The 22,495-nt window shown below is 58.5% G+C and carries 23 protein-coding genes; 12 read left to right on the top strand and 11 right to left on the bottom strand.

Going from position 1 to position 22,495, the window contains the following annotated elements; translation table 11 throughout:
- The first annotated feature begins 8 nt into the window (after positions 1-8).
- Positions 9-905 carry an NYN domain-containing protein gene (locus B9Z45_RS13700; RefSeq protein WP_108407780.1) on the top strand — a complete coding sequence of 299 codons (897 nt, stop codon included), beginning with the start codon at positions 9-11 and terminating at the stop codon, positions 903-905.
- A gap of 58 nt (positions 906-963) precedes the next feature.
- Here B9Z45_RS13700 and B9Z45_RS13695 read toward each other — a convergent pair whose 3' ends face one another.
- The 5 genes from B9Z45_RS13695 to B9Z45_RS13675 form a co-directional block, all read right to left on the bottom strand.
- The gene (locus B9Z45_RS13695) at positions 964-1,986 is read right to left on the bottom strand and encodes a class 1 fructose-bisphosphatase (protein WP_108407779.1); all 1,023 of its coding nucleotides are present in this window, start codon (positions 1,984-1,986) and stop codon (positions 964-966) included.
- Positions 1,987-2,014: 28 nt separating this feature from the next.
- Positions 2,015-4,726: an aminopeptidase N gene (gene pepN / locus B9Z45_RS13690; RefSeq protein ID WP_108407778.1), complete on the bottom strand. Its 2,712-nt coding sequence runs from the start codon at positions 4,724-4,726 to the stop codon at positions 2,015-2,017.
- Positions 4,727-4,759: 33 nt separating this feature from the next.
- A protein-coding gene (gene prfB / locus B9Z45_RS13685; RefSeq protein WP_108407777.1) for a peptide chain release factor 2 occupies positions 4,760-5,864 on the bottom strand; the annotation gives its coding sequence in 2 pieces (ribosomal slippage) (positions 4,760-5,782 and positions 5,784-5,864; 1,104 coding nt in all).
- 70 nt (positions 5,865-5,934) lie between these two features.
- Positions 5,935-6,465, bottom strand: coding sequence for a hypothetical protein (locus tag B9Z45_RS13680; protein WP_108407776.1), 531 nt, complete (start codon positions 6,463-6,465; stop codon positions 5,935-5,937).
- A 44-nt stretch (positions 6,466-6,509) separates the two neighbouring features.
- Positions 6,510-7,424: an alpha/beta fold hydrolase gene (locus B9Z45_RS13675; protein ID WP_199221911.1), complete on the bottom strand. Its 915-nt coding sequence runs from the start codon at positions 7,422-7,424 to the stop codon at positions 6,510-6,512.
- Positions 7,425-7,449: 25 nt separating this feature from the next.
- Here B9Z45_RS13675 and B9Z45_RS13670 point away from each other — a divergent pair, with 25 nt between their 5' ends.
- The 5 genes from B9Z45_RS13670 (at position 7,450) to B9Z45_RS13650 (ending at position 11,914) form a co-directional block, all read left to right on the top strand.
- Positions 7,450-9,213: an acyl-CoA synthetase gene (locus tag B9Z45_RS13670; RefSeq protein WP_108407774.1), complete on the top strand. Its 1,764-nt coding sequence runs from the start codon at positions 7,450-7,452 to the stop codon at positions 9,211-9,213.
- A 124-nt stretch (positions 9,214-9,337) separates the two neighbouring features.
- Positions 9,338-10,399, top strand: a complete 1,062-nt coding sequence (locus tag B9Z45_RS13665; RefSeq protein WP_108407773.1) for an aldo/keto reductase — start codon at positions 9,338-9,340, stop codon at positions 10,397-10,399.
- 9 nt (positions 10,400-10,408) lie between these two features.
- Positions 10,409-10,900: an aminoacyl-tRNA deacylase gene (locus B9Z45_RS13660; protein ID WP_108407772.1), complete on the top strand. Its 492-nt coding sequence runs from the start codon at positions 10,409-10,411 to the stop codon at positions 10,898-10,900.
- Positions 10,901-10,928: 28 nt separating this feature from the next.
- Positions 10,929-11,558 (top strand): glycerol-3-phosphate 1-O-acyltransferase PlsY, encoded by a 630-nt coding sequence (gene plsY, locus B9Z45_RS13655; RefSeq protein ID WP_108407771.1) that lies wholly within the window; start codon positions 10,929-10,931, stop codon positions 11,556-11,558.
- A complete protein-coding gene (locus B9Z45_RS13650; RefSeq protein WP_108407770.1) occupies positions 11,555-11,914 on the top strand; it encodes a RidA family protein in 360 nt (119 codons plus the stop codon). The genes plsY and B9Z45_RS13650 overlap by 4 nt, the downstream gene beginning before the upstream one ends.
- Positions 11,915-11,918: 4 nt before the next feature.
- On the opposite strand, the gene bktB is transcribed toward B9Z45_RS13650, so the two are convergent.
- The 4 genes from bktB to B9Z45_RS13630 all read right to left on the bottom strand — a co-directional run bounded on the left by bktB (position 11,919) and on the right by B9Z45_RS13630 (position 16,256).
- On the bottom strand, positions 11,919-13,103 hold the full coding sequence (gene bktB / locus B9Z45_RS13645; protein ID WP_108407769.1) for a beta-ketothiolase BktB: 1,185 nt from the start codon (positions 13,101-13,103) through the stop codon (positions 11,919-11,921).
- A gap of 132 nt (positions 13,104-13,235) precedes the next feature.
- A complete protein-coding gene (locus tag B9Z45_RS13640; protein WP_108407812.1) occupies positions 13,236-13,991 on the bottom strand; it encodes an SDR family NAD(P)-dependent oxidoreductase in 756 nt (251 codons plus the stop codon).
- Positions 13,992-14,079: 88 nt separating this feature from the next.
- Positions 14,080-15,405, bottom strand: a complete 1,326-nt coding sequence (locus tag B9Z45_RS13635) for a cytochrome c (protein WP_199221910.1) — start codon at positions 15,403-15,405, stop codon at positions 14,080-14,082.
- Between the two features lie 8 nt (positions 15,406-15,413).
- Positions 15,414-16,256, bottom strand: a complete 843-nt coding sequence (locus tag B9Z45_RS13630; protein ID WP_370445845.1) for a cytochrome c — start codon at positions 16,254-16,256, stop codon at positions 15,414-15,416.
- Positions 16,257-16,359: 103 nt separating this feature from the next.
- Here B9Z45_RS13630 and B9Z45_RS13625 point away from each other — a divergent pair, with 103 nt between their 5' ends.
- Together B9Z45_RS13625 and B9Z45_RS13620 are read left to right on the top strand one after the other, a co-directional pair.
- Entirely contained in the window at positions 16,360-16,878 is a 519-nt protein-coding gene (locus B9Z45_RS13625; protein ID WP_108407810.1) for a GNAT family N-acetyltransferase, read from the top strand.
- Positions 16,879-16,890: 12 nt separating this feature from the next.
- Positions 16,891-17,916: a tRNA-dihydrouridine synthase gene (locus B9Z45_RS13620; protein WP_108407767.1), complete on the top strand. Its 1,026-nt coding sequence runs from the start codon at positions 16,891-16,893 to the stop codon at positions 17,914-17,916.
- Positions 17,917-17,973: 57 nt separating this feature from the next.
- Here the strand turns inward: B9Z45_RS13620 and B9Z45_RS13615 are convergent, their stop codons facing one another.
- The gene (locus B9Z45_RS13615; RefSeq protein WP_233252205.1) at positions 17,974-18,339 is read right to left on the bottom strand and encodes an Hpt domain-containing protein; all 366 of its coding nucleotides are present in this window, start codon (positions 18,337-18,339) and stop codon (positions 17,974-17,976) included.
- A gap of 41 nt (positions 18,340-18,380) precedes the next feature.
- A complete protein-coding gene (locus tag B9Z45_RS13610; RefSeq protein WP_108407766.1) occupies positions 18,381-19,265 on the bottom strand; it encodes an NUDIX domain-containing protein in 885 nt (294 codons plus the stop codon).
- Positions 19,266-19,405: 140 nt separating this feature from the next.
- Between B9Z45_RS13610 and B9Z45_RS13605 the strand changes: the two genes are divergently transcribed.
- The 4 genes from B9Z45_RS13605 (at position 19,406) to B9Z45_RS13590 (ending at position 22,243) form a co-directional block, all read left to right on the top strand.
- Entirely contained in the window at positions 19,406-20,317 is a 912-nt protein-coding gene (locus tag B9Z45_RS13605) for an SDR family NAD(P)-dependent oxidoreductase (RefSeq protein WP_108407765.1), read from the top strand.
- A 223-nt stretch (positions 20,318-20,540) separates the two neighbouring features.
- Positions 20,541-21,011, top strand: coding sequence for a cyclic nucleotide-binding domain-containing protein (locus B9Z45_RS13600; RefSeq protein ID WP_108407764.1), 471 nt, complete (start codon positions 20,541-20,543; stop codon positions 21,009-21,011).
- 17 nt (positions 21,012-21,028) lie between these two features.
- Positions 21,029-21,373 carry a cyclic nucleotide-binding domain-containing protein gene (locus B9Z45_RS13595; RefSeq protein ID WP_108407763.1) on the top strand — a complete coding sequence of 115 codons (345 nt, stop codon included), beginning with the start codon at positions 21,029-21,031 and terminating at the stop codon, positions 21,371-21,373.
- Between the two features lie 27 nt (positions 21,374-21,400).
- Positions 21,401-22,243 (top strand): 3',5'-cyclic nucleotide phosphodiesterase, encoded by an 843-nt coding sequence (locus tag B9Z45_RS13590; RefSeq protein WP_146180918.1) that lies wholly within the window; start codon positions 21,401-21,403, stop codon positions 22,241-22,243.
- Positions 22,244-22,495 lie beyond the last annotated feature (252 nt).

Raw genomic sequence — 22,495 nt, 5'->3', positions numbered from 1 at the left:
TTGAAACCATGAAGCGTGATTATTTTTCTCAAGGCTCCCCATCCGACCACCGTTTTGGCGACCCCCGCTCTGGTACCTGCATGGCGCTCATCGATGGCCGATTCCTGATCTGGATGGCGCAGCAAGGGGCCGTAGGTGCCACGGGCGAGTCGGTGAACCGGCAAGGCTTGCTGGGTTTGCTGTCGCAAGCCCTTTCGCAGGCGGGGCTCGATGTCGACTTGCGCCGCATTTACTGGTACAGCGACCGGTCGGACGGCTTGATCATTGATGACCAAATTGTGCGTCTGGTTCAAACGCACGATGCCGATGGCGGCTCGTCCTTGTTGCGTTCATTGGGTCATGACCTCAAGCAGCTGGCCGATCACCATGCCTGCGACCATGTGCTGGTGGCCAGCGACGATGAGCGCTTTTTGGCCACCATCGACGAAGCCCAGTTGAGTGGCTTGAGTGTTCATCTGCTGGCCGATGAGTCTGCCCGCAACATGACTCAAATGGTCCGTACCGATCCAGGCTGGGCGCGATTGCTTTCGCAGGCCGACCGCCGGGTGGTGGTCAATTCGCAGGCCCTTGCCGACATGCTGCAGGGCAAGTTGACCAGTGGCATGGGCCTCGCCGTGGAAGACGTGGAAGAGTTGCGTCAATCCATGCTCGAGGTGATCACGGCGTGGTGGGCGGATGAGCCAGAAGACTTGCGCGAGGATTTGAGGGATGCGTTGCAGGTTAGCCGTGGCATTCCACAAGAAGTGGACCGTCAGTTGCTGCTGCGCATGCGCCAGCGCTTGGCGCGTGCCCTGAGTTTGCCCGAGAAGAAAATGCTGCGTGAGACTTTGCGCGCGGTGGTTGCGCAAACTCCGGTCGACACTGCAGCGACAACCCAAAGTGAAGACTTGCCACAAGAACAATGAGTGCGGTTGCTGCCCATGTCACAACTTATGGGCAGCTCAACCGTTTAAGTGGTTTCCGTTAACTTTTCGATGACGATCCGTTTGCGTGGTAGGCCGTCACGCGTTCGACTTCGTTTTTGGAGCCCAGCACCACGCTCACGCGCTCATGCAACTGGTTTGGCTGAAGATCCAGAATGCGATCTTTGCCGTTGGTGGCCGCACCACCAGCTTGCTCGATCAGCCAACTCATGGGGTTGGCTTCGTAGAGCAAGCGCAACTTGCCGGGTTTGTGCGGTTCACGCTTGTCCCAGGGGTACATGAACACGCCGCCACGGGTCAGGATTCGGTGCACATCCGCCACCATGCTGGCAATCCAGCGCATGTTGAAGTCCTTGCCGCGTGAACCATCCTTGCCCTGAAGGCATTCGTCAATGTATTGGCGTACGGGCTCATCCCAGTGGCGCATGTTGCTCATGTTGATGGCGAACTCTTGGGTGTCAGCGGGCACCCGCACATTCTCTTGCGTGAGTACAAAAGAGCCTTGCTCTCGGTCGAGTGTGAACATGGCCACGCCGTCGCCCACGGTGAGCACCAGTGTGGTTTGCGGGCCATACACGCAGTAACCTGCTGCCACCTGGTTTTTGCCAGCTTGCAAGAAGTCTTTCTCGGTGACACCCTGACTTTCCTCGGGCTTTTTCAGGACGCTGAAGATGGTGCCAATGCTGACGTTGACGTCGATATTGGACGAGCCATCCAAAGGGTCAAACAGCAGCAGGTATTCGCCTTGTGGATAACGATTGGGCACCAGGTAAATGCTGTCCATCTCTTCAGACGCCATGGCGGCCAAGTGGCCACCCCATTCGTTGGCCTCAATCAGCACTTCATTGGCGATGATGTCCAGCTTTTTTTGGACTTCGCCTTGCACATTCTCGCTTTCGGCACTGCCCAGCACGCCGCCCAGAGCCCCTTTGTTGACGGCGTGGCTGATGCTTTTGCAGGCACGGGCCACCACCTCGAGCAGCAAGCGCAACTCGGCCGGGATATGGCCTTTGTCGCGCTGTTGCTCTACCAGATAGCGGGAAAGGGAAATTTTGCTGCTCATGGAGATTCCTTGCGTTATGGCGGCGTGATCAGGCCACGCTCAGGGCGCGGCCAATGACTTCGCGAACATCGTTGCTGAGATCGGCTTTGGCGGCCACGCGTTCGATCGCGACGTGGGCGGCACTGCGGTAGGGCTCGGCCAAGCGGCTCCAGCGGTCCATGGCGCGCGCCAGGCGTGCAGCCACTTGCGGGTTGATGGCATCAAGCGCCAGAACCTGCTCGCTCCAGTACACATAGCCTGCTGCATCGGCGCGGTGAAAACCTGCCGGGTTGGCGCTGCAGTAGCTGAAGATCAGGCTGCGGGCACGGTTGGGGTTGCGCAAACTGAAGTCGGCATGTTGCATGAGCTGGCGCACACGGGGCAACACATCGCCAGTGCGGTCAGGCGCGCCTGCTTGCAGTGCAAACCATTTGTCGATCACCAGGGCTTCGTGCTGGAAGAGTTTGTGAAAGAGGGGCAGTGCGTCTTGTGCCAAGGCATGGCCACTGACCACCAGCGCCGACAAGGCATTGAAGCGATCGGTCATGTTGCTGGCGTCTTTGAACTGCTGGTAAACACGGCCCGGCGTGACGGAGTCGCCGCTGTGAACCGCGGCAACGCACAACATGCTCATGGCCAGACCGGCCAGAGCGCGGCGTCCACTCGACTTGGCATCGGGTGTGTAGGCGCCGTTGTTTTTGTGGGTGTCCCAAGCCCATTGCCAGTCGGCTTGCAAGGCGTTGGCCAGTTGCAGGCGCATGTTTTCGCGCAAGGCGTGAACGCGTTGCGGGTCGACCACATCCAGTTGGTCGGCGATATAGTTTTCAGACGGCAGCGTGAGGGCCAGGTCCTTGAAGGCCGCATCCAATTCGGGGTGGCGCAACACATTGCGCAAGGCACTCACCAGCGCATCAGACAGCACCGGAATGCCCGTCAGGTCCTTGTTTTGTTGGATCGCGTCAAGAGCGCTTTGCAGCATCAGGCGCTGACCGGCTTCCCATTGGTTGAACGGGTCACTGTCGTGGGCCAGCAAGATCAGCAGGTCGATGGCAGACAAGCCGTCTTCCAGCACCACAGGGGCACTGAAACCCCGTAGGAGCGAGGGCACGGGTTCGCTGTCAATGTTGACAAAGGTGTAGCTGGCGCTGTTGTCCTTCAGGACCAGCGTCTGCTGCAAGTTGCTGCTTGCCGAACCTGCCAGTTGCAGCGGCAGCGCCTGGCCTTCGCGGCTGAGCAAGCCCAGTGTGACGGGAATCACGAAGGGTGCTTTGCGTTCCTGGTCGGGCGTGGCGGGGCAGCTTTGGCTGAGCGTGAGTGTGTAGGTTTTCTCAGGGGCGTTGTAGTCGCCGGCCGCTTGCAGGCGGGGGGTGCCCGCCTGGCTGTACCAGTGCTTGAACTCGACCAGGTTGCGCGCCAGGGCCGAGTCGGGGTTGGCATCTGCAATGGCTTGTGCAAAGTCATCGCAGGTCACGGCTTGGCCATCATGGCGTTCAAAGTACAGCTTCATGCCCTTGGCAAAGCCTTCGCGGCCTTGGTTGTCGCTGGGCGTGGCCACCAGGGTCTGCATCATGCGAACAACTTCAGAACCCTTCTCGTAAATGGTGACGGTGTAAAAATTGTTGATCTCGACATAACTGTCAGGCCGCACCGGGTGGGCCATGGGGCCGGCGTCTTCCGCGAACTGCACGGTGCGCAGCACGCGCACATCTTCGATGCGCTTGACGGCGCGAGCGCTGACGTCGCCTGCCATGTCTTGGCTGAATTCCTGGTCGCGAAAGACCGTGAGACCCTCTTTGAGGGAGAGCTGGAACCAGTCGCGGCAGGTGATGCGGTTGCCGGTCCAGTTGTGGAAATACTCGTGACCCACCACGCTTTCAATGTTCCCGAAATCCATGTCGGTGGCTGTGGCCGGGTTCGCCAACACGTATTTGGTGTTGAAGATGTTCAGGCCTTTGTTCTCCATCGCGCCCATGTTGAAGTCGCTGGTGGCGACGATCATGAAACGTTCAAGATCGAGTGGCAAACCAAAACGGGCTTCGTCCCACGCCACGCTGGCCATCAGCGAGTTCATGGCGTGTTCGGTTTTGTCCAGGTCACCGGGGCGCACGAACACTTGCAGCAAGTGTTCTTTGCCGGAGCGGCTCAGGATGCGTTGTTCGCGCGCGACCAGTTGACCCGCGACCAATGCAAACAAGTAGCAGGGCTTTTTGTGCGGGTCGACCCATTTGGCAAAGTGGCGGCCATCTTCCAGTGTGCCCTGCTCGACCAGGTTACCGTTGGACAGCAGCACCGGGTACTTGGACTTGTCGGCCCGCAGCGTGACGGCATAGCTGGCCATCACATCAGGCCGGTCCAGGAAGTAGGTGATGCGGCGAAACCCCTCGGCCTCGCACTGGGTAAAGAACGAGTCGTTGCTGACGTACAGGCCCATTAACTGGGTGTTCTTCTCGGGGTTGCAGGTGATGAAGATTTCCAGATCAAAGGCATCGGCACCTTCGGGCAGGTTTTCCAGCACCAGTTGGTTGCCGTCCATCTTGAAGGAAGTGCCTGCGCCATTGACCAGCACGCGCGCCAGGTTGAGGTCTTCACCGTCCAGACGCAGGGGCTGCGCTGGCATATCGGTGTTGCGCCGCAGGCGCATCTTGTTCAAGACGCGGGTCTTGGTCGGGTCGAGGTCGAACGTCAGATCGACCGTGTCGATCCAGAAGGCCGGGGCGGCATAGGCCGCCCGGTTAATCGCGGTGGGTTGTCCTTCACGCATCACTAACTCCGTTTTGGTTGAGGTCTGACCGGGTCAGAGGCCTTGTTTCAGTGAGGCTTCGATGAACGCATCGAGGTCGCCATCGAGCACTTTTTGGGTGGCCGAAATCTCGACATTGGTGCGCAAATCCTTGATGCGGCTGTTGTCCAGCACGTAGCTTCGTATCTGGTGACCCCAGCCCACATCGGTCTTGGTGTCTTCCAGCTTTTGCTGCTCTTCCATGCGTTTGCGCATTTCAAAGTCGTACAAACGAGAGCGTAGCCGTTGCCAGGCCACGTCGCGGTTGCTGTGCTGGCTTCGTCCATCCTGGCACTGCACCACGATGCCCGTGGGGATGTGTGTCAGCCGCACGGCCGAGTCGGTTTTGTTGATGTGCTGACCACCCGCACCACTGGCGCGGAAGGTATCGGTCCGCACGTCAGAGGGATTGATGTCGATCTGGATTGAGTCGTCAATCTCCGGGTAGACAAACAAAGAGGCGAATGATGTGTGGCGTCCGCCCGATGAATCAAACGGGCTTTTGCGCACCAGGCGATGAACGCCGGTTTCGGTGCGCAGCAAACCAAAAGCGTAATCGCCTTCGATCTTGATGGTGGCCCCCTTGATGCCCGCGGTATCGCCTGGCGTTTCTTCTTCCACGGTGGCCTTGAAGCCCTTGCGCTCGGCGTATTTGAGGTACTGGCGCAGCAGCATGCTGGCCCAGTCGCAAGCTTCGGTGCCGCCAGCGCCCGCCTGGATGTCTACAAAACAGTTCAGTGGATCGGCCTCATGGCGGAACATGCGTCGGAATTCGAGGTCCTCGACCAGTTTGGACAGCTTGGCGGCTTCTGCCTCGATGGTCAACAGGCCATCGTCGTCGCCGTCTTCCTTGCTCATCTCGAAGAGTTCAAGGTTGTCTGCCAGCTCGCTGGTCAAGTTGGTGATGGTGATCACCACACTGTCGAGGGTTTTTTTCTCTTTGCCCAGTTCCTGGGCTTTCTTGGGGTCGTTCCAGACCGATGGATCTTCGAGCGATGCGTTGACGGTTCTCAGCCGTTCAGATTTGGCATCGTAGTCAAAGATACCCCCGTAATGCTTGGGTCCGCGCCGTCAGGTCAGTGAGGGTTGCGCCGATTTGGTTGATGTGTTCTGCGTCCATGGGGTATGTGTCCGATTCGGTAAATCGGGCATTTTCTCATGAGTTGGCAGGGGGCCGTGGTGACTGCGTTTTAAAACTGACGCCCGTAGGAGAACATCAAGGCAGCATTGCCCAGGAATTGGAGTTGAACCGAGTCGTGTTGGCTCAATCTGTAGCCGAGGGAAGGAATAATGGCCGGTGAAAAACCGTTGTAATTGAGAGGGACTTTGTTTTCATAGGGGGCAACGTAGCCATACATCAGGCCGCCTGTGACTTTGGCATACAGCTTAGGCACGCCCAAAAGCGCGTTGAACTGCTGGCCTGCGTAAACATAAACCGAAGGCTGGCCGAATGAGTTGGTGAAAAAGCTGACGCCACACAAACGGTCTCCCGGCAACTGTTCGTCAAAGGCCACCATGACCACTTTTTTGTGCTCGGGGTTTTGACTCCAGTGGTGGGTGAAAGGGGAAAAAGTGAACTCGCCGCGGTGTGTGGGTTCCGCAGCACCTTTGACCGCCAAAAAGTCGGGGCAATAGCGACTTGCCGCATCTGCATTCGCCAAGTTGACAAACAAAGTCAAGGCCGCGGCCAGGGAAAAACGTAAAACATGAAGGAAGTGCATCGCCGACAATCGCCAAAATGAAAACCAAGTGATTTTAGGGCTTCTCAGCCCATGAACTTCTCAAGCACTGACGCCAGTGCTTGCGGTTGGTCGTGGTGCAGCATGTGGCCGGCATCATGGATGATGGCTTGCTCAAGCGCCGGGACAGCTTTCAAGCGCTCATGAAATTCGGTCAGCGTGTATTTGCCCTTCCACCACTGGCCGAGTGAATCGTCAGAAGCCTCCACCACCAGCACGGGGGCGCTGATCCGAGCGTACATGGCCAGGGCTTCTTCGACGTGGAACAAATAGGGGTTGATGACCTTGTGCGCCGCATCGCCCAGAATGCGCCACTGCCCATCGCTGCCGGGCCTGGCCCAGTGCTGCGCCAACCAGTTGGCCTTGTCCTGACTGAGGCGGCGGTTGGTTTTCATCAAGCGCGCAGCAACTCCCAGTGCATCGGCATAGGGTTTCAGGTCTTTTTCGCCCGTTCGCTGCGCTTTGAGTTCGTCCAGCCATTGACCCATGCGTGCAGGGGCTTGAGTGGGCTGGCTGGCCGCCAAGCCAAAGCCTTCGAGGTTGACCAGGTGGCGGATGCGCTCGGGGCGGGTGCCTGCGTACATCATCACCACGTTGCCACCCATGCTGTGGCCCACCAAGTCCACAGGTTGGCCGGGTGACAGGCTGTCAAGCAAGGCGTCCAGGTCGGCCAGGTAGTCGGGAAACCAGTAACAGTCGGTGGCAGGGGCTTCAGTCAGACCGTAGCCCCGCCAGTCCATGGCGAAAATGGGGCGCTGCTGTGCAAAGGCTTCGCTGAAGGCGTCGACCATGAACTGCCAGGAAGCGGCCACATCCATCCACCCATGGGCCAGCACCAAGGGCGTGACACCGGGCTTGGCTGTGCCCCATTGACGAACGTGGTAACGGCAGCCGCGCAGCGGCACCCAAAGGCTTTGTGGTTCGCGTAAAACTTGGTACATACTTTCCATCATAAGGAGACATTCCATGAGCGTCAGTCGCACCCAAGACCGCCAAGCCCGTCCTCAAATTGACCGATACCTGCACATTCACCAGGGCTTTGGCTGGAAAGTGCCCCGCCAATTCAACATGGCGCAGGCGTGTTGCGGGCAGTGGGCAGCGCAGCCAGCCACCGCCAAACGACAGGCCGTGCGTGAGCATGTGGCGGGGCAGGGCCTGGGGCGCAGTTGGACTTTTGGGCAGTTGCAGCAAGATGCCAACCGCCTGAGCCGGGTGCTGCGGGCGCAAGGCGTGCAGCGCGGCGACCGGGTGGCGATCGTGATGCCCCAGCGCTATGAAACTGCCGTGGCCTACATGGCCGTTTTGCAAATGGGCGCGGTGGCCATGCCTTTGTCGATGCTGTTTGGGCCCGAGGCCTTGTCTTTTCGCATCAACGACAGCCAGACCCGTGTGGCGGTGTGCGACGAATCCACGGTGCAGGCTTTGCAACAGGCCCGCCCCGACTGCCCCAGTTTGCAAACCCTGATCGGCGTTGGGCAGGCGGCTGCGCTGGCCGATCTGGATTACGCCCAGGTCACTCAAGCCAGTGCGCCCACCTTCAAGGCCGTGCCCACCTTGGCCGAGGATCCGGCCGTGTTGATCTACACCAGTGGCACCACCGGCAACCCCAAGGGCGCCCTGATTCCGCACAGGGCCTTGATCGGCAACCTCACGGGTTTTGTGTGCAGCCAAAACTGGTTTGGCTTTGACCCGGACCGCGCCGATCGCCCCTCCAAGGCCGTTTTTTGGTCGCCTGCCGACTGGGCATGGACGGGTGGCTTGATGGACGCCTTGCTGCCAAGTTTGTATTTCGGTCGTCCCATCGTGGCCTTCAACGGGCGCTTTTCGCCAGAAGCAGCTTTTGAGATTTTGCAAAGCCATGCCGTCACGCACACCTTTCTGTTTCCGACGGCCCTGAAAGCCATGATGAAGGCGGTGCCCAATGTGAAGGCCCGGTATCGGCTGCATCTCCAGGCCATGATGAGCGCGGGGGAGGCCGTGGGTGATGCGGTATTTGATTACTGTCAAAAACAGTTGGGCATCACGGTCAATGAAATGTTTGGCCAGACCGAGATCAACTATGTGGTGGGCAACTGTGCCCGCCTGTGGCCTGCCAAACCCGGCAGCATGGGCAAAGCATATCCGGGCCACCAGGTCGCGGTCATTGATGAAGCGGGCCGCGTGTGCCCTGCTGGCACGCCGGGGGAGGTGGCCGTCAACCGCTTTGACGTGCACGGTCAGCCCGACCCTGTTTTCTTTTTGGGTTATTGGCGCAACGACCCAGCCACCCAGGCCAAATACACCGGCCACTGGTGCCGCACGGGTGACATGGCGGTGGCCGATGCGGATGGCTACCTTTGGTACCAGGGCCGGACCGACGACATGTTCAAGGCGGCGGGTTACCGCATCGGCCCTGGCGAGATTGAAAATTGCCTGGTCAAACACCCTGCAGTTGCCAATGCGGCGGTGGTACCCAAGCCCGATCCGGACCGCGGCGCGTTGGTCAAAGCCTATGTGGTGATGTCGCCCGACTGGCTAAGTCGCAGACCTGCAGGGGCGGGTCAGTTTGCCTTTGACGACGAGGTCAGACGCCAGCTCCAAAGCCATGTGAAGGGCTTGCTCGCGCCCTACGAATACCCCAAGGAAATCGAGTTCATCGACCAGTTGCCGATGACCACCACGGGCAAAGTTCAACGCCGGGTGCTGCGGCTACAGGAAGAAGCCCGGATCGCAGCCATCAGCCCGTCTTGAATGCCGTGACAAAATAAGCGTTTGCCAATGGGCTTTTGTCACTCCGATGTGGCCCCGTCGAGCATTCTCAGCAAGGGCCCTCTGTCGACGGCCGTAACCTCTTCAGAACAACACAGGAAACACCATGAAACTCGTTCAGCTCGGACAATCCGACTTGCAAGTGACCCCCATCTGCCTGGGCACCATGACCTTTGGTGAGCAAGTCCACGAAGCGGATTCACACGCCATCCTGGACCGCTCACTCGAAGCCGGCATCAATTTCATCGATACCGCAGAGATGTACGCTGTGCCCGCCACGGCTGCTACCTGCGGGTTCACCGAAACCTACATCGGCAACTGGTTGGCCAAGCGCCCCGGTGCCCGCCAGAAGTTGGTGCTGGCCACCAAGGTGGCGGGGCCTTCACGCGGCATGCCATGGATTCGAGAAGGTTCGGGCATGACCGGGCAAGACATTCTGAATGCCTGTGACGCCAGCCTGCGCCGTCTGCAAACCGATGTGATCGACTTGTACCAGATCCATTGGCCCGAGCGCCATGTGCCGGTGTTTGGCATCACTTATTTTGACCCCAGCAAAGACAAGCCGCTCACCCCGATCCACGAACAACTCGAGGCCTTGTCCAAACTGGTCAAGGCAGGCAAGGTCCGTCACATCGGCTTGTCCAACGAAACGCCTTATGGTGTGCACGAATTTGTACGCCTGGCCGAGCAGCATGGTCTGCCGCGCGTGGCCACGGTGCAAAACCCTTATGGCCTGGTCAACCGCACCTATGACAACGCGCTGGACGAAACCTGCTATCGCCTGAACGTGTCCTTGCTGGCTTACTCGCCCCTGGGCTTTGGCTTGCTGACAGGCAAGTACGACAACTTTGATCTGACCGGCCCGCTGCTGCCGGATGGCGGCCGCATTGCCCGGTACGACTCGATGCGCAAGCAACGCTGGGGCCGCCCTGAAGCCTTGGTGGCTGCACGCCGCTACAACCAGCTGGCACGCGACAACGGCATGACGCCCACTCAGATGGCCTTGGCTTTTTGCTACCACCGCTGGTGCGTCACCAGCACCATCATCGGTGTGACCTCGGTGGCCCAATTCAACGAAAACCTCGCCGCCTGGACAACCGAGTTGTCACCAGAGGTCGTCAAGGCCATCGACGCCATCCGGTGGGAAATGCGCGATCCGGCTTTGTGACATTGGCCGATGGCCAAAAAAGACAAAGTCAGTGAAACTCCTGCCACTGCGCTCTTGCGCCAGCAGGGGGTGAGCTTCACCGAGCACCCTTACGACTACCTGGAACACGGCGGCGCCCAGCACAGCGCGCAGGTGCTGGGCATGGACCCGTTTGTGGTGGTCAAGACCTTGATCATGCAAGACCAGGACGCCAGGCCCTTGGTGGTCCTGATGCACGGCAACCGCAAGGTGTCCACCAAAAATCTGGCGCGGCAGATCGGCCTGAAATCGGTCGAGCCCTGTGCGCCTGAAGTGGCCAATCGCCACAGCGGTTATCTGGTGGGCGGTACCTCACCTTTTGCCACCCGAAAGTCGATGCCGGTGTTCATTGAAGAGAGCATCCTGGCCTTACCGCGCATTTGCATCAACGGTGGCAGGCGCGGTTACCTGTTGGGCATTGACCCGCAGGTTTGCGTGCAGCTGTTGGCAGCGCAGCCTGTGAATTGCGCGCTGGCAGAATGACGCCCGTACAAGAACAAGGGAGCCTTCAATGGACATATTGATTCCAGTGACCGTGGTGTTGGTCAGTTACTTGGTGGGTTCACTGAGCTTCGCAGTGATCGTCACCCGCTTGATGGGTCTGAGTGACCCCCGCAGCTATGGCAGCAAAAATCCTGGTGCCACCAACGTGTTGCGCTCGGGCAGTAAAAAGGCGGCCATTCTGACCTTGCTTTTGGACGCAGCCAAAGGCTGGCTGCCCGTGGCCTTGGTTCTGACTTATGGGCCTGAGTACGGCTTGGGTGCGGGCGTGGCCGCTTTGTCTGGCCTTGCCGCTTTTTTGGGGCATTTGTACCCCGTGTTCTTTGGGTTCGTGGGCGGCAAAGGTGTGGCCACGGCGGTGGGCGTGGTGGTCGGGGTCAATGGCCTCTTGGCCCTGGCGACCGTGCTGACCTTTGCCATCGTGGTTTATTTCAGCCGCTACGTGTCGCTGGCCTCGATGGTGGCGGCTGTGTTTGCACCCGCCTTTTACCTGTTTGGCACTGGCGTTGCCTGGCAAGCCACAGTGGCCGAGGTCTTTTGCTTGTCGGTCATGGCCTTGCTGCTGGTTTGGCGCCACCGCGAAAACATCAACCGACTGCTGGCGGGCACCGAGTCGAAATTGGGCCAGAAAAAACCATGAGCCAAGACCTGAAAAGACTGCATGTGGCCGCCCGATACAGCGAGGCGGCCATCTTCAATGGTGTGGTGTATTTGGCGGGCATGGTGCCCGAGTGCGAGGCTGCCGACATCCGCAGCCAGACAGCCGATGTGCTGAGCCAGATTGAGTTGCGCCTGGCCGAAGCGGGCAGCGACAAAACCCGCATTTTGCGCACCCAGATTTACCTCAAAGACATCACGGACATCGCCGCCATGAACGAGGTGTGGGACGCCTGGGTGATGAGCGGCACCGCCCCACCACGCGCCACCGTGCAGGCGGCGCTGGCCAATCCGGCTTACCGGATTGAAGTGGTGGTGACGGCTGCCGTCAAGCCCTGAAGGCTCACATGCGTTCAAAAATCGCCGCGATGCCCTGACCACCACCGATGCACATGGTGACCAGTGCGTAACGGCCGTTGACGCGCTGCAGTTCGTACAAGGCTTTCACGGTGATCAACGCGCCGGTGGCGCCAATCGGGTGGCCCAGCGAGATGCCCGAGCCGTTGGGGTTGACCTTGGCCGGGTCCAGACCCAGTTCGCGGGTCACGGCGCAGGCTTGGGCGGCAAAGGCTTCGTTGGCCTCGATCACGTCCAGGTCATTCACGCTCAGCCCTGTTTTCTTGAGCACGGCCTGCGTTGCCGAGATCGGGCCCAAGCCCATGATTTTCGGGTCCAGGCCGGTGTGGGCATAACCCACCAGGCGAGCCATCGGCTTGGCACCACGTGCCTTGGCGGCGCCAGCTTCCATCAGCACGACCGCAGAAGCGGCGTCGTTGATGCCTGAAGCGTTGCCAGCGGTCACAGTGCCGTTTTCTTTCACGAACACCGGCTTGAGCTTGGCCATGTCTTCGAGCTTGCAGCCAGGGCGGAAGTGCTCGTCGGTGGCGTAAGCGATCTCGCCCTTTTTGCTCTTGAGCATGACCGGCATGATCTGGTCTTTGAAATAGCCGGCCAAGGTGGCGCGTTCGGCACGGTTGTGGCTTTCCACGGCCAGCGCGTCCTGCATTTCGCGGGTGATGCCGTATTTGGCGGCCACGTTTTCAGCGGTCACACCCATATGGATGGCATGGAAGGGGTCGTGCAGGGCGCCGACCACCATGTCGATCATTTTGGTGTCTCCCATGCGGGCACCCCAGCGGGCGCTCAAGGACGCGTAGGGGCCACGGCTCATGTTTTCGGCACCGCCGCCAATGGCGATGTCACAGTCACCCAGCATGATGGACTGGCTGGCGCTGACGATGGCCTGCAGGCCCGAGCCGCACAGACGGTTGACGTTGAAAGCCGGTGTGCCCTCGGCGCAGCCGCCATTGATGGCTGCCACGCGCGACAGGTACATGTCTTTGGGCTCGGTGTTGACCACATGGCCGAACACGACATGGCCAACGTCTTTGCCGTCGGTGCCGGCCCGTGCCAGGGCTTCGCGCACCACTTGGGCGGCCAGCTCGGTGGGCGCAATGTCCTTCAGGCTGCCGCCGTAGGTACCAATGGCGGTGCGCACACCGCTGACAACAACAACTTCACGGCTCATGGGATGTCTCCAGTATTTTAAAAATGACAAAAATCAACAAGTTTGACCTTGCAAGTGTCGGGGTCAATGGCTACGTTGACCTGACAAAGAAATTTTCAAACTCCGGCAAGTTACTGTCCCTAACGCAGTTGCTCAGTCCCGGATGTCGGCCACGGACTTTTGACCAAAGTCAGGACGGGCGAGATATCCCAGCACCAGTGTTGCCGCATGGGACGGGCTGCTCAGCAGACCTCTTTCCTTGAGTTGCAAAAACGTTGACTGGTCCGGAAAAGCCTCCCCGGCTGCGCCACGCAACTGAATTTGCATGTCGGTGTCGATCACGCCAGGGGCCAAAGAGCAAACTTTGGCGCCGTTGGGCTTGAGGGCTTCGTCCAGTGCCATGCAGCGCGTGAAGTGGTCCATGCCTGCTTTGGCAGCGCAATACCCTGCTTGTGAGGCCATGGCATTGCGCCCCAGGCTCGAAGAAATGTTGAGCACCTTTCTTGGCATGGTCCATGTTTCAGTGGCGCCCAAAAACACCGCGCACAAGGCCATGGGCGCTTCCAGACCCACGCGCAACGCCTGTGCCAAATCGGCGGGACTCGATTGGCTAAGTGGCAGGATCGGGGGAATGGCGCCGGCGTTGTTGATCAGGGTCACGCTCGCCAAATCGGCTGCGTTTTGGCTTTGCAACCAAGTCTTCAAGCGATGACTGGCGCCTTCACCATCGGCCAAATCCTGGGTCCATTGCACCAAGGACACGTTGTTTTTTTGTGCCGCCGCTTGCAGGCTGGGGTTGGCGTGGCGCGAGATGCACAGCAGGCTGTTGCCTTCTTGCAGTAATTGCTCGGCGATGGCCAAGCCCATGCCCCGCGAGGCCCCGGTGAGGATGTAAAGGTGGTGTTTCATGGTGAGCATGGTAATAGGAAGGCCATGGCAATTCGGTGCTGAAGTTGACACGCCTGTGCCTTGGGGCAAGGCAGACCCATCAGACTTATCAATGCCCTTGCGCTGCCCGTATACGGTTGACTTGCAGGGGCGTGACTTCGCTAGCCTGGTTGCCCCACTGGGTGCGCAGGTGGGTGAGTACGGCCGAAATGTCGCGGTCGTCCAGCTCCAGCACAAAAGGGGGCATGCCAAATGGGCGGGGGTGGCCTTTGGTGACAGGGCCGTAGCCGCCGTACAACAGCACTTGCACCAGATTGGTCGGGTCCTTCATCAGCACAGCGCGGTTGCCTGCCAGGGACGGGTAGGCCACCTTGCCATCTGGGGTGTTGATGCCTTCGCCCTTTTCACCGTGACATTGCAGGCAATGGCGTTCGTACACCTTGGTGCCATGGTTGGCGACTTGCAGGCTGATGCGGGCTGGCTGGCGAGGACTCTGCAGGGCCTGCTCTGGGGCATTTTGTGCACGCGATTGCAAATAAACCGCCATGGCTTGCAGATCATTCGGACTAAGGTGTTGCAGGCTGTGTTGCACCACTTCGCCCATTGGGCCGTTGGTTTGAGCCGAGGCCGATGCACCGGTGCGCAACAGGCGCACGATCTCGGGCAGGGGTGTGCTGGCCAAGCCGGTTTCGGCGTCACGGGTCAGGTCGGGGGCGTACCAATTGACCACCGGCATCAGGCCGCCTGACAGATCATTGACCGCGCCACTCGCTCCGAGCGCATTGCGCGGGCTGTGGCATGCCGCGCAGTGGCCCAGACCCTCCACCAGGTAAGCACCACGGTTCCATTGGGCACTTTGCTGCTTGTCCACCACGAAGGGACTGGGCTCAAAGTACATGCTGCGCCAGACGGCCAGGGCCGCCTGAGTGCCCACGGGCCAGACCAGGCTGTGGGCGGGCTGTGGCTGGGCGACAGGGGCTTGGGTGTTCAGCCAGGCAAAAATCGCATCGCTGTCTTCGCGGGCGATGACACTGGTGTGGTTGTAAGGAAAGGCCGGGGTCAGCAAGCGCCCACCCTTGGAGCGGCCCAAGTGCAGGGCTTGCCAAAAATCTTGCGCATCCCATCGACCCAGGCCTGTCTGCGGATCGGGGGTGAGATTGCTGCTGTAGACACCACCAAAAGGCGTGTCGATGCGGCGTCCGCCTGCCAGTGCTGGCCCGCCCAGGCTGGTGTGACAAGCCATGCAGTTTCCCGCCAGGGCCAGGTAACGTCCCTGCTCGATTTGGGCTTCGGTCGTCATGCCCGAAAGGGCCGGGGCGTCTTTTTGGGGCAAAACCATGTCGCCCCAGTTGTCCCACACCACCCCTAAAGCGAGCACTCCAAGGCTGAGCAAAATGGTTTGGCCCAATCGCCGAAAGGGTTTTGCGGAAAGCATGAGGCGGTTCATGATCGGCCTCCGGCATTGGGCTTCGCTGGCTCCTGGGCAGACAGTTCGGGCGCGCTGCCACAGCGCAGCGCTTCTGGCAGCGCGGGGCCTGCAGGGGGGCGATCTGCTGCCTGAGTTTGAGGTGGTAAGGGCTGGCGTGCCAGCCAACTCGAAACAGCAATCAGGTCTGCAGCCGGCATGCGTTTGACCACTTTGGCCATGCAATCGGGGGCGTGGGCGCGGCGTTGCCCGGTCTGCCAGGCGCCCAACTGCGCGTTCAGGTAGTCCAGTGGCAAGCCAAGCAAGCCCGGCACGTTGGGCTGCACGCCTGTCAGACGCACGCCATGGCATTGCGTGCAAGCGGGCAGACCACGTGCGGGGTCGCCTTGGGTCACCAGCTGCTGGCCTTTGGCCAGGCGTTCGGGCGAGATGGGATTGTTGGCCGTGGGGGGCGGGTAGGGCAGTTTCAGGTTGGCGAAGTACTGGGCCATTTCGCCCAGATAGTCGTCGGCCAAGGGGTTGACCAGACGCGCCATCAGGTCGTAATGGCGTCGGCCTTGCGCAAAATTGCGCAGCTGGTTGTGCAGGTAGCCTGCCGGCTTGCCTGCCAGGCGCGGGTAAAAGCCATCGGGTCCAGCGCGGCCCTGGTCGCCGTGGCAGGCGGTGCAGGCACGGGTGCGTTCGGCCATATCGTCGGCAAACCGGCCAGGGGTTTGGGCGCCGGCCAGGCCCGTGGCAAGAACACCGACTGTCCAGACAAGCCCTGCAAAAAACCAGGTTCGCCCCTTCTTGAAAGTGTTGGCAGCTTGACCGCCAAGGACGTTCAGGTGATGTGCCAACGGATAATTCATGCTGCTCAAAGACGTCCTCATGTGTTGAAGATAACCGAAGCGGCGACAATGTCTGGTTTTGCGCCGAAAGACCTGGTTTTTCAGCACGTTTTTTTCCTTTCAAGTTCAAGCCATGTCCGATATCCAAGTCCGATTTGCCACCCTTCAAGACGCCCCCGCAGTGGCCGCACTGCATGTGAGCGCCTGCCGCGCTGCCTACGCTGGCCAGGTGCCTGATGCGCATTGGGACGCCACCCCCATGCCCAAACGTGTGTCCTTCTGGAAAGAAGCGATTGAATACGGTGAGCCGCAAGTCATGGTGGCCATCGATGACCGTGAGGTGGTCGGTTTTGTCGGATTTGACCGTTCACGCGACCCCAAATCCAAAAATACAACAGGCGAAATCTGGGCCATTTACGTGGCCCCCGACCGTTTGGGGCAAGGTATTGGCCTGGCCTTGTGGGACGCGGCACTCGAAGGCCTGGAAGAAGAGGGTTGCACGGAGGTCACCGTCTGGTTGCCGCTTTTGCATGAGAAAACCTTGCGTTTCCACGATTTGGCGGGTTTCAAGCGCGAAATGAACACCGCCCGCACCGTGCCACTGGGGGGCGTGAAGATTGAAGAAGTCCGGCTCAAGCGCAAGCTCAGTTGATGGCCTGACCCCATGACCGCAAGCAGCTTGGGCAGCCGCATTTTGTTGGCGCCCATGGAAGGGCTACTTGACCACACCTTGCGTGACATGCTCACGCGTGTGGGTGGTGTGGACTTGTGCGTGTCGGAGTTCATCCGGGTCACCAACACCGTACTGCCACGCCGAGCCTTCATTCGCGTGGCGCCTGAATTGCTGAACAAAAGTTGCACCCCCGCAGGGGTGCCGGTCCGTGTGCAGTTGCTGGGCTCAGACCCAATTTGCCTCGCAGACAATGCGGCCGCATTGGCCGAACTGGGACCTGCCGGCATTGATTTGAATTTCGGCTGCCCCGCCAAAACAGTGAACCAGCACCGGGGTGGCGCGGTCTTGCTGGATGAGCCCGAGTTGGTGGGGCTCATCGTGGCTGCTGTGCGCCGTGCAGTGCCGGCGCACATCCCGGTGTCGGCGAAGATGCGCCTAGGCTTCAACGATGACCGACGCGCCGAGGACTGCGCACAGGCCATTGAGGCTGCCGGTGCCAGCGATCTGGTCGTGCATGCCCGAACCAAGGCTCATGGCTACCGGCCGCCCGCTTACTGGGACCGTATTGCCGATTTGCGCCAGCATGTGCGATTGCCCATGGTGGCCAATGGCGAAATCTGGACTTTGTCAGATGCATTGCGTTGCCGCGAAGTGACCGGGTGTGAGCGGCTGATGATCGGGCGTGGCATGGTGGCCGACCCGGGTCTGGCTTTGGCCATTGCGCACCACGATTCAGTGCAGACAGGAACGTCGATCGGGGAGCCCGTGACCTGGGCACACATCGTGGTGTTGATGCGCCTGTTCTGGCAGGGCATCAGCCAGCGGGTGGCGCCTCGGCACCGCGCGGGGCGGCTCAAGCAATGGCTCAATTATTTGCGGCGGGTCCACCCACAGGCACACGAGGCGTTTGACCAACTGCGTCTGATGCATGACCCCGCCGCCATTGCGCAGTGGCTGGACGCACAAAACTTGCCAGAATCTTCAGAAAAGATCGGTAAGACTGAAATTTGCGCCTGAGGTTGGTGCTTTGTCGTCCAGTGGCTGTGCAGTCCACTGAAACGGATCAAGGCTTGTTCAAGCCTGCGGGTGGCGCGCCAGGTGTGTGGCGACTTCAGTGCGGAGCGTCTCCAGCTGGGGGGCCAATTGGTTGTAGGCTGCACGGACATCAGTGGGTTCAGCGTGCTTGCTCATTTGCTCAACACGCACGACCAGTTCAACCAGGCTGTCAACGCAGAACACAGGCGTGAATCCTTTCAGCTGGTGCAACACGCGGTTCACACCATGCATGTCATCATTTTCCAACAATGCCTGAATACGCGGCAGGTCTTCGCCCAAAGTCTGGTGCAAGGTGTTCAACAAGGACAAAACCCCGTTGGCATCGCCAATGAATTCGATCGCCCGTTCAACAGACAGATAAATGGGGGCAGTTGTTTCGTTCATGAATGCTGGAGATGATCTATTAGTGTTACAAATTGTAATAGTTAATCTTGACCCAGCAAAGCTGCCAAACCCAATTCTGGCTCAAAGCGCTTGTTTTTGAACATCAGGCGGGTCGGGCCGGGAAACGCCGATCGCGCCACCGAATGCCGTGGGTCACCGGGGTAGCAAATGGTTCGGACGCCGTCTTGGTCGAAGGGTTCTGGCTCCACCACGGGGGGGCGGCGGCTTTGGGCTTCTGTCAGCGCACTTTGGGTGTTCTGGTGTCTGCCAAGCTGAACCAGACCCATGATTTGCGGCGGTGCCAGCTCGATTTGGTGGTCCCAGTAGCGGACCAGCGCCTCGCGCGGTGTAATCCACAGCGCTTCAGTGGTCTCATGGTTGTCGTGTTCGGCGGTTTGACCTTCGGGCACCCGGGTGATGAAAAAACGGGTGTCAAAGCGTTTGTGGGTGACGGATGACTGTCGGGGTGTGATCCAACGGGTCCAGGGCACCAGGGTGTCGGTGGACAAGCGAAGCGAAAGGTTTTGAAAGGCCTCTGACCAGCTTTGCCCGCTGGCCAAAGCGTCTTGCAAGGCTTGCAGGTCCGGGCTGTCATCGCTGGTTTGGCCCAATAAGATGCGGCACTCTTCAAACGCCTCGCGAATAGCCGCCACAAAAAGGCCCGCAGCCCGTTCAGCGCTCAGATCTGGCTCGGCCAGTCGCTGGTGCAAGGTGCCGATATCCTGGCTCAGTTGGGCCAGCAAACCAGGACTTTGGTCAGCCGCGTCGAGTTTGCCACCCGGAAACACATAGGCGCCACCCAACACGTTGGACGCCTGGTGGCGCCGGAGCAAAAGCACTTGCATGCCTTGTGCACTGTCGCGCAGCAAGACCACCGAAGCAGAGTCCAGAGGTGCGGTGGTGATGATGTTGGTGTTGAGTTCCATGGCGGGGTGTCAATCGTGCAACACAACACAATGGCTGGCTGCTTTAAAGTCGAACAAAGCTTCTCTGAGTTACCAGATTAGCAGATGGTGCTGTTCGGCCCTGTCACCCACTCACAAGCCATCAATCCAAGGAAAAATAAATGAGCATCGAATTCAAAGGCCGCGTTGCGATCGTCACGGGCGCAGGGGGGGGCTTGGGCAAACAGCATGCTCTGGCCCTGGCAGCACGCGGCGCCAAAGTGCTGGTGAATGACTTGGGCGGCGATGTGCACGGGGTGGGTGGATCGGTTTCGGCGGCGCAGGCCGTGGTCGATGAAATTCGCGCAGCCGGGGGTGAGGCCATGGCCAACGGCGCATCGGTCACCGATTTTGATGCCGTGAAAGCCATGGTCCAGCAGGCGGTGGACGCTTGGGGCCGGGTGGACATTTTGGTGAACAACGCCGGCATCTTGCGCGACAAAAGTTTTGCCAAGATGGAACTGGCTGACTTCAGGCTGGTGATGGACGTGCACGTCATGGGCGCGGTGCATTGCACCAAGGCCGTTTGGCCCATCATGCAGGCGCAAAACTACGGCCGTGTGGTGATGACCACCTCTTCCAGCGGTTTGTACGGCAACTTTGGCCAAGCCAATTACGGTGCGGCCAAGATGGCGGTGGCGGGCTTGATGCAGACCCTGTCCATCGAGGGTGAAAAGCACAACATTCGGGTGAACTGCCTGGCCCCCACTGCCGCTACCCGCATGACCGAAGGCCTGATGCCAGAGCAAGTGCTCAAGGCTTTGGAGCCCAGCGCCGTGGTGCCCGCCATGCTGGTGATGGCCAGCGAAGAGGCACCCAACCGCACCATTATCTGCGCCGGTGCAGGCAGCTTTGAGGTAGCGCACATCACCCTGACTCAGGGCATACACCTGGGCACCGGCCCTGATGCAGCCGAGCGCTTGGCTGCGGCCATGGCGCAGGTCAAGGACCGCCAAGGCGAGTTGGTGCCGCTGTCGGGTTCTGCGCAAGGCGCACTGGAAGTGGACAAGGCGATGAAGGCTCACCGAGCCTGACCTTCGAGCATCAGGTGCTCACAGGTGGTGCTCAGGTGCTGGCGGGCATGGGGGTGCTGCGTCGGGTTTTGAAAATATTGTTTTGAAAAATGTGCTTTCCACCAAGGCCCGCGCAGTAAGAACAAACAGTCGGTTCAACCGTGTTGCACCTCGTACTTGAATATGCGGGGTATAAGGGAACGCGGATCTTCAACACGTTGGTCACACACGGAGAAAAAAATCAATGACAGCCCAACCGCTTTGCTTTTCGGTTGATTCAGAAAAGTTGGTCAAACTCGGTGCCCATTACCTGCACTCGGGCGAGGGTTCTGCGGCCTTGAAAGCAGGGCATCTGTCGAGTGATGAACGACTGTTTTTGAGTATTTTGCGGACGCCTTTGCTCAATGAAAACTTGTTTCTGAAAAACAAAAAAATCATTGAAATTGGCCAAAAGTTCGAGGACGCTTATTTTGTGGTTCATGGAGAGGTGCAAATTCAGCGCGGCAACAAGATTCACATGCTGGGGGCTGGTTCCGTACTGGGTTTAGCAGAGGGCATGGCTGGCTTGGCATCAAGATATACAGCGGTTGCTTTAACTTCAGTGCAAGTCAAGATCATTTCATTCCACAAAGTTAATCAAATTGTAAAAGTTCTTCCAGCAGAATTGCGTTTGATCATGGCCACGATCATCAAGCGAAATTTGACAACCATTTAACACTCTGAAAAACCACCATGAGTAATTTTATTCTTGAAGAATTCAGTGATGGTCAGACGATTTTCAAGTTAGGAGATCCTGCAACGGACCTGTATTTTCTGAAAAAAGGCCAGGTGGAACTGCTTGATCAAAAGGGTCAGGTTTTTGGGGCCATTCCAGAGGGGCAATCTTTTGGTGAGGCAGCCATTTTGTCTGGCGGTATAAGAAATGCAACTGTTTGCGCCAAAGGAGACGTGGTCTGCAAAAAAATCAACAATATAGAAGCCGTCAATTTGCTTTGCTCCTTTTCCCCATTGTTTGTGGTGGTCATGGAGGCGCTTTTGTTGCAGCAATCCATGAACAATGCCATCAAAAGAGATTAAAGACTTGTCAGTTTTCAAGGAGGTCACTTGAATCTTTTTCTGGATAAAAAGGCCGCAAGTTGGAATTCTTGTTTGGATCATGCATGGATGACGCTGCGTGCTTCATGGCCGCAACACTGGGTGGGCTTGCCGAAAGTCATGCAAGAGTGCATTGAATTCATGGATTTTCGAGACAGTGAATTGACGTCAGAGGTGAAACAAATGCTTTCAGCGGCCCTGGAAGTGTCTGAAGCCTTTGAAATAATGTATTCGAATGCAGCCCATATCCATGAGCCCAATTACCACAATCGTCTTCATACCGCTGATGTGTCAGTGGCCATGTCTTTGCAAATGCTCATAGAAACCGAGCAGTTTCATTCACGAAAACCAGCATGGATGGCGGCTGGCTTGCTGACCGCAGCCGTGCATGATTTCGAACACCCTGGACGTATCAACACAAACCCCGCAGAGATTGAAAAAAAATCCTTGGCAGCCGTGATGCCCATTTTGGAAAAACACCATATCCCAATAATTTGGATTGACCGGATTAAATATGCCGTAGAGCGATCGGATTTTTCAATGATGAGAGCAAATCATTTGAGAGTTGAAAATCAGATTTTTGAATGGTCTCAAGACTGGTTAACAATTTTGTTGAATGAAGCCGATATCATGGCCAGCTGTATCTCTGAATTCAGTGAGGATTTAAGTTTGGCCTTGTCTGAGGAGTGGAAATTCATTGATTATTCCGCTTATAAAACCATTGCGACCGAAACCGGTCAACTGAATTTTTTGCAAAATGTTATTTTCTCAAGCCCTTCATCCCATGTATTGAATGTTAAAAATAAAATTAATCAAAAAATCAATGCCTTCACTTCTTCAGGCCAGTCCTGACAATGCAAGTCAGACCCAAGCCGAAACGGTGCGGCGCTCGGGTTCAGAGCAGGGAACGCTGGGGTTGGTAAAGACACTGGCCACCATCCTTTGAGCTGATAACGCTAGGTGGCCTGGGCCTTTAACAGGCTGCTGAAATACTCCCATGTTTAGGTCCACGCCGAGCCCCTGAGAAACGTTAATTGTTGAGCAACTACACGGACACATGATGCGCGGCGCTGACACCTTCACCGAGAGCCTTTTCACGATGCG

It is taken from the genome of Limnohabitans sp. 2KL-17 (genome assembly GCF_003063415.1).
GTDB lineage: Bacteria > Pseudomonadota > Gammaproteobacteria > Burkholderiales > Burkholderiaceae_C > Limnohabitans_A.
Note: the sequence above shows the minus strand (reverse complement) of the source record. Positions and strands in the feature narration are given on the sequence as shown.

Coding starts and splice junctions, on each gene's coding strand:
- B9Z45_RS13625 (WP_108407810.1), top strand. CDS start 16,360: ATGTCCGATATCCAAGTCCGATTTGCCACCCTTCAAGACGCCCCCGCA.
- B9Z45_RS13620 (WP_108407767.1), top strand. CDS start 16,891: ATGACCGCAAGCAGCTTGGGCAGCCGCATTTTGTTGGCGCCCATGGAA.
- pepN (WP_108407778.1), bottom strand. CDS start 4,726: ATGCGTGAAGGACAACCCACCGCGATTAACCGGGCGGCCTATGCCGCC.
- B9Z45_RS13660 (WP_108407772.1), top strand. CDS start 10,409: ATGGCCAAAAAAGACAAAGTCAGTGAAACTCCTGCCACTGCGCTCTTG.
- B9Z45_RS13615 (WP_233252205.1), bottom strand. CDS start 18,339: ATGAACGAAACAACTGCCCCCATTTATCTGTCTGTTGAACGGGCGATC.
- plsY (WP_108407771.1), top strand. CDS start 10,929: ATGGACATATTGATTCCAGTGACCGTGGTGTTGGTCAGTTACTTGGTG.
- B9Z45_RS13680 (WP_108407776.1), bottom strand. CDS start 6,465: ATGCACTTCCTTCATGTTTTACGTTTTTCCCTGGCCGCGGCCTTGACT.
- B9Z45_RS13695 (WP_108407779.1), bottom strand. CDS start 1,986: ATGAGCAGCAAAATTTCCCTTTCCCGCTATCTGGTAGAGCAACAGCGC.
- B9Z45_RS13600 (WP_108407764.1), top strand. CDS start 20,541: ATGACAGCCCAACCGCTTTGCTTTTCGGTTGATTCAGAAAAGTTGGTC.
- B9Z45_RS13670 (WP_108407774.1), top strand. CDS start 7,450: ATGAGCGTCAGTCGCACCCAAGACCGCCAAGCCCGTCCTCAAATTGAC.
- B9Z45_RS13640 (WP_108407812.1), bottom strand. CDS start 13,991: ATGAAACACCACCTTTACATCCTCACCGGGGCCTCGCGGGGCATGGGC.
- B9Z45_RS13675 (WP_199221911.1), bottom strand. CDS start 7,424: ATGTACCAAGTTTTACGCGAACCACAAAGCCTTTGGGTGCCGCTGCGC.
- B9Z45_RS13635 (WP_199221910.1), bottom strand. CDS start 15,405: ATGCTTTCCGCAAAACCCTTTCGGCGATTGGGCCAAACCATTTTGCTC.
- B9Z45_RS13650 (WP_108407770.1), top strand. CDS start 11,555: ATGAGCCAAGACCTGAAAAGACTGCATGTGGCCGCCCGATACAGCGAG.
- B9Z45_RS13665 (WP_108407773.1), top strand. CDS start 9,338: ATGAAACTCGTTCAGCTCGGACAATCCGACTTGCAAGTGACCCCCATC.
- B9Z45_RS13595 (WP_108407763.1), top strand. CDS start 21,029: ATGAGTAATTTTATTCTTGAAGAATTCAGTGATGGTCAGACGATTTTC.
- B9Z45_RS13700 (WP_108407780.1), top strand. CDS start 9: ATGAAGCGTGATTATTTTTCTCAAGGCTCCCCATCCGACCACCGTTTT.
- bktB (WP_108407769.1), bottom strand. CDS start 13,103: ATGAGCCGTGAAGTTGTTGTTGTCAGCGGTGTGCGCACCGCCATTGGT.
- B9Z45_RS13605 (WP_108407765.1), top strand. CDS start 19,406: ATGAGCATCGAATTCAAAGGCCGCGTTGCGATCGTCACGGGCGCAGGG.
- B9Z45_RS13610 (WP_108407766.1), bottom strand. CDS start 19,265: ATGGAACTCAACACCAACATCATCACCACCGCACCTCTGGACTCTGCT.